Genomic DNA, 5,373 nt, shown 5'->3' with positions numbered 1-5,373 from the left:
CTTAGAGGTTATTAAAGGAAGAATGCCTGAAGAAAACGATGCCAGCGATACTCTATCAGACTCCGCCAAGAGTTTACTTATTTCCGGAGGCATCTTTCTAGGCGTTTCTGGAATAAGTTTCATAGTTCGACAGTTCAATGCTTGGAAGCTGATTAAACTCGAAAGAGCACTCAATCTCAATCTTCTTGTGCAAGCAAACAGAGTTCGGGATATGGGCATAAAATCAGTGCAAATCATTAGAAACAATCCCAATCTTTTGGCAAGAACTCAGGCAAGAAGCGTACTCAAAAATAGTAGAGCATGGCTTAACACACATGGTTTTAGGACTACAAATGCTATAAATCAGATTCCTGCCCAACTTCGCTTGGCAAGAGCATCGCAAGCTGCCCAAAAAACAGTTATAGCATGGGCAGCAAAAATAGCCAAATTTACTGCTGGTGTAGGATCTATTCTTAGTATTATTGGTGTCGCTTTGGTAATTAGAGATGTCAGGGAGCGGAAAAAGTATCTTGAAGAACAGAAAGCCGCATTAAAGCAGAATCTCGATGATGTAAATGGTTATATTGCTGAAGCCAACGATAGCACGAAGGATATAATCACTGCTTTTTCTACTTACTTCAATGAATTTGAGATTGATATTGATGGGGTATTCAATGAGAATCAAGATGGATTTTTAGATGAAACTGGAAAACAAAAATTTGACGATGCAGTATCACAACTACGCGCAGCTTTAAATGGAGGTGTCAAGCGAATGGGAGAACTCAATGCTACGACAAAATTAGCTAATGTACGCATAAATCGTTATATCAGCCAAGGACATAAAGGGAAAGAACTGGTTGAAGAAGTTGTCTTTGAAACAGAGCTTCCAGAAGAGGTGATTCAACGTCTCTATGTCTTAAAGTTACAAGAAATTGGCAGCACTGTCCAGGAAGCAATAGAGCTATCTGAATTACCAGAAGATCTGATCGAGAAGTTTTATGCTCGTGGTTATTTAGATGATGGTAAAACTGTTGAGGAAACAGTTGAGCTATCTGGGTTAGCAGAAGACGAAGTTAGAAGAATTTTTGCAAGTAAGCTATTAGATGAGCGGCTAAATACTGAAAACCCAGATGATTTTCAGTACATGAAAGATATTGCCGAACAAGCAGGTGTTTCAGAGGAAGTTGTTCTAGAAATACAAGTTCAGAAGATGCCCAATCTGCCAATTGATATTGAAGAAGAACTTGAAAAAGAACTTGTAACAAGGTAGGAGTTATGCAAAAGCTGCAAATTTAATGTAACTCATAGGATGGAACTTATCCACCCTAACTATGAAGTTTTTGCATCAATCTTCAGATTAAACCGAAACAATAAATCTAGAATTGAAATGGTAAATTAAACCTACATTTTTAGTTAAAGAGTAGTTTTTAAGGAGTTGATTATGGGGTTCTTCAAACGGACTGTTAGGAAAGCAAAGAAAGGTGTAAAAAAAACAGTCAATAAAGTAGAAAAAGTTGTAGATGAAGGAACTAGCGAAGTTAAGAAGGCTGTCAATAAAAGTGCGAAGGAAATAGAGAGAGTTGCAGATAAAGGAATTGATAACTTAGAAACAAGAGCTAACTTAGCTAAAGAAGGATTGGAGGAAGCGGGGGATTTTGTGCTTAATAGCTCAGACAGAGAGTATTGGAATAAAGAAATTTCCCATCTTAAGAGTCGCTTGAATAAATTACAAGAAGAACTGAATAATAAAATTAATAATTACTACGATGTGAGGATAGATTATCAAGAAAAAATTCATACCTACATCACAATCAGGCAAGATACTGTCACGTTGGGATTACTATCCCCAGACAAATTTGACTTAGAGCAAGTTATGGATAATGCTGGAATCATTATAGATACTACTAGAGACTTTAGTGAAAGTAACAGCGATATTGAATATATTGGCAGATATGCACTTGGTTTTGTATCTGGCGGAATATCTGATATTATCTTTGCCTCTCAGGAAGCTAAGAAAGAAGTTAAACACTTGAAGAAACAAATTTTTCGATTGGAAGAAAGTCTAGAAAAAATTAACAGTAACATTGCTAATCATCAAAAAGGAATTACTCTCATCAATCAATCTGTAACTAAGATTTTGCAGTTGTATGGAGCCGATACTACCGTAGATAACTTTGTCTCAAAGCAATGTAATTTAATTTACAAGCAAGCCAAAGAAGTAAAAGTTCAGAAAACTATCATTAAGATGCAGAAAAAAGGTTTAACCCAACGAGAAATAACTGAAATAACCGTAAATTTATAATACAAGAATGATGTGTAAATACTTGGCTTTGCCGATACATTTATCTAATTAGCCCTCTTTTTTCACTCTAGGCAGTCCCGATGAAAAAATTTCACCACCAAGGATGAAAATACCTCTACCCGACTCCCTACTCCCTACTCCCTACTCCCTATTTTCAAGTCAGAGGAAAAATGAAAATCCCAATAATCTAGCTGAATGAAAATCGAATTGGGGAAATAATTAATTATTCTTTGAAGTTTCAAAGCCCCTAACATCTGAAAACAGATTTCTATAGTACTCGTAGTACTCATCAATCAAATCTACTGTGGGTTTGGGTTGATGACGCTTGTGGGTTTGGGTTGATGACGCTCAACCATAGTACCTGTAAGTATTTCGATTTATCCGTCATTTATTTTCTCACAAAAGTGACAAAAGAGGGTTATAGATTCAGCTCCTGTCAAAATTTTTTTGGTAAGTACTAGGCGCAGATAAAAACTCATTTTAACTGTGCCTCTGCATTAAAAAATTGACGACACAACCCTTGTGTCAATAACACCGTCGTCAATAAATTAGCAACAGCCATCATCAAGAACAGCAAAATTTGGTAAGATGCGGCTGAAGATGCAGCTTGTAAAGGCACTTGATTTTGATCCACGCCACTGAGTAAAATCCCACTCATGAATCCTGGGATAATAAATATACCAGCGATCGCCATTTGATTAATACTAGGAATTAAAGCCGCACCTATGGCTGCTTGTCGATAGCCAGCAATGGCTTGTTGGGGAGTAGCACCCAAGCTCAAATGGGTTTCGATTTCCCACTGACTAGCATTAACAGTTTTCACCAATCTTTCCCCAGCGATCGCAGCTGCATTCATGGCACTACTTAATACCATTCCTCCCAAGGGTATAAAATATTGGGGCGCATACCACGGTTCTGGTTGGATAATCAGAAAATTTACATAGAACAGCACCACAGAAGTACTGATAAACATGGATATCCATAGTAAAGGTAATAGGAGAGGAATTTTTTGACTAATACCATTTCGGGTAACAATTGCAGATACTGTCAAAATTATTGCTAAAATCCCCCCAACCGCCCAAATGTTATTCAGTGCAAAAATGACATCGAGGATATACCCCAGGATTAATAATTGGATAATACTTCTGACCGCAGCTATGGCAAACTTGAATTCTAACCCAATTTTTTGCCATGCAGATAAAGCAATCGCCATACCCACTAATGCCACCAAAATCCCTAAATCTACTGGGTTTAAATCTATCAGTTCTGACATAGATTATTTCGCCTCCTGGGATTTATGCTGAATTAAAGATTGCATATACTGGGAACTTTGACTACAGGTATGAGAATCTAGGTTGATACATATCATTTTTCGTTCCTGCATATAATATGGTAGTTTTTTTGATTTAATCTCTTAGTCAGCACTTTGTTTAATCCTTATCAATAAAATAAAATCACAACTCATGATTCAAAGCCTAAATTCAATCCCAGCATTTGACATTAAACAACAATATACCGCTATCCAAGAAGAAATCAGTGCGGCTGTTCTGGAAGTTCTGGCTTCTGGTGGCTATATTGGTGGTCCTGCTGTCGCTGGTTTGGAACAACAGCTTGCTGCTTACATTGGGGTCAACGAATGTATTGCTTGTAACTCTGGTACTGATGCCCTCTATTTAGCACTGCGAGCTTATGGGATTGGGGTGGGGGATGAAGTAATTACCACACCTTTTACCTTTATCGCCACATCGGAAGTTATCAGTGCTGTGGGTGCAAAGCCTGTATTTGTAGATATTGATACAACTACTTTCAATTTAGATTTACAGCAAGTAGGGGCAGCAATTACACCCCAAACTAAGGCAATCATCCCCGTCCATTTGTTTGGACAACCAGTAAATATGACTGAGTTGATGAATATTGCTACAACTCACAATTTGGTAGTGATTGAAGACTGTGCCCAATCTACGGGAGCAACTTGGGGAGAAAATCGAGTAGGTAGTATTGGCCATGTAGGTTGTTTTAGTTTTTACCCAACTAAAAATTTAGGGGGTTGTGGTGATGGTGGAGCCATAACTACCAATAATGCAGAGATAGCTGCAAAAGTGAGGATGCTGAAAAATCACGGACAATCAAATCGCTATCATTATGCAGAAATAGGAGTTAATAGTCGCTTGGATGCTATTCAAGGGGCTATTTTGCAAATTAAACTACGTTACCTAGATACCTGGAATCAACAACGACAAGCGATCGCATTTCGTTACGCAGAATTTTTGAGTCAGTTACCTCATATCATCACACCCCAAGAATTACCAGGGGGTAAGGGTGTTTGGAACCAATATACCATTCGTGTACTTCCTGAAAAACGGGATGGGATTAGGGAAGAATTAAAAGCACGGGGAGTTAATACTATGGTTTACTATCCCCATCCCCTGCATTTACAGCCTGTTTACCAAAATCTCGGTTATCAACCAGGACAATTACCTGTAGCAGAAGCAACTTGCGATCGCGTTTTATCTCTACCCATGTTCCCAGAACTATCTCCAGAGCAACAGCAGCAAGTTATTTATAGTTTGAAGGATTGTTTGGTGTAGGGCTTCTATAAGTGAGGGATGGGAAAGTAGCATAATTTTTTGTGTTACTTTTTCCTATAATCAGTCAAGGGCATTACTCATTATTCTAATCTACCTACCTTTGATCAATTATCTGAGATCCACCATTCAGATGCTAAGATATTCACCTTACCTGAAATTCTCTACACTGGGCTGGCTTATAATTCTCGATACTACAAAAACATTCTGGTAAAACTGTAGATTAACATTCGATGAGTTTTATTTATGCTAGATGCAACAACCACACAAGGCACAGTGTCCCCAGTTCCGGGCAATTACGGTCCCTCCATTTTCCCCATACCGTTTTGGGAAGCCTTCAGGATGCTCACCGCCCAGGGAGCATACGTTGAAAATAAAATGAAGCAGGTTGACGGTGCCACCGTCTTTAAGGCTCATCCAGGATTACCAACCATCCTCATATGCAATAACGTTTCTGCTGAATTTTTCTTCAAAGCTGGCGATGATTTAATTGAACGTGAAGACATT

At 38.3% G+C, this 5,373-nt stretch carries 5 protein-coding genes; 4 read left to right on the top strand and 1 reads right to left on the bottom strand.

The genetic code is table 11. From position 1 onward, the window contains the following. Nucleotides 1-1,249 (top strand): hypothetical protein (locus tag CALSC_RS13655; protein ID WP_235006786.1); only part of this gene is annotated, 1,249 nt, incomplete at its 5' end. A 171-nt stretch (nt 1,250-1,420) separates the two neighbouring features. Continuing rightward, the gene (locus CALSC_RS13650; protein WP_088241879.1) at nt 1,421-2,281 is read left to right on the top strand and encodes a hypothetical protein; all 861 of its coding nucleotides are present in this window, start codon (nt 1,421-1,423) and stop codon (nt 2,279-2,281) included. A 475-nt stretch (nt 2,282-2,756) separates the two neighbouring features. Here the strand turns inward: CALSC_RS13650 and CALSC_RS13645 are convergent, their stop codons facing one another. Beyond that, nucleotides 2,757-3,554, bottom strand: coding sequence for an ABC transporter permease (locus tag CALSC_RS13645; protein ID WP_088241878.1), 798 nt, complete (start codon nt 3,552-3,554; stop codon nt 2,757-2,759). Nucleotides 3,555-3,744: 190 nt separating this feature from the next. Between CALSC_RS13645 and CALSC_RS13640 the strand changes: the two genes are divergently transcribed. Beyond that, on the top strand, nt 3,745-4,869 hold the full coding sequence (locus CALSC_RS13640) for a DegT/DnrJ/EryC1/StrS family aminotransferase (RefSeq protein WP_088241877.1): 1,125 nt from the start codon (nt 3,745-3,747) through the stop codon (nt 4,867-4,869). Between the two features lie 243 nt (nt 4,870-5,112). After that, the coding region (locus CALSC_RS13635; RefSeq protein WP_143288251.1) for a hypothetical protein at nt 5,113-5,373 on the top strand (261 nt) is incomplete at its 3' end.

The sequence above is a fragment of the Calothrix rhizosoleniae SC01 genome, assembly GCF_900185595.1.
GTDB classification, from domain to species: domain Bacteria; phylum Cyanobacteriota; class Cyanobacteriia; order Cyanobacteriales; family Nostocaceae; genus Calothrix_A; species Calothrix_A rhizosoleniae.
This window is presented reverse-complemented; position numbering and strand designations above follow the sequence as displayed.

Coding starts and splice junctions, on each gene's coding strand:
- CALSC_RS13650 (WP_088241879.1), top strand. CDS start 1,421: ATGGGGTTCTTCAAACGGACTGTTAGGAAAGCAAAGAAAGGTGTAAAA.
- CALSC_RS13645 (WP_088241878.1), bottom strand. CDS start 3,554: ATGTCAGAACTGATAGATTTAAACCCAGTAGATTTAGGGATTTTGGTG.
- CALSC_RS13640 (WP_088241877.1), top strand. CDS start 3,745: ATGATTCAAAGCCTAAATTCAATCCCAGCATTTGACATTAAACAACAA.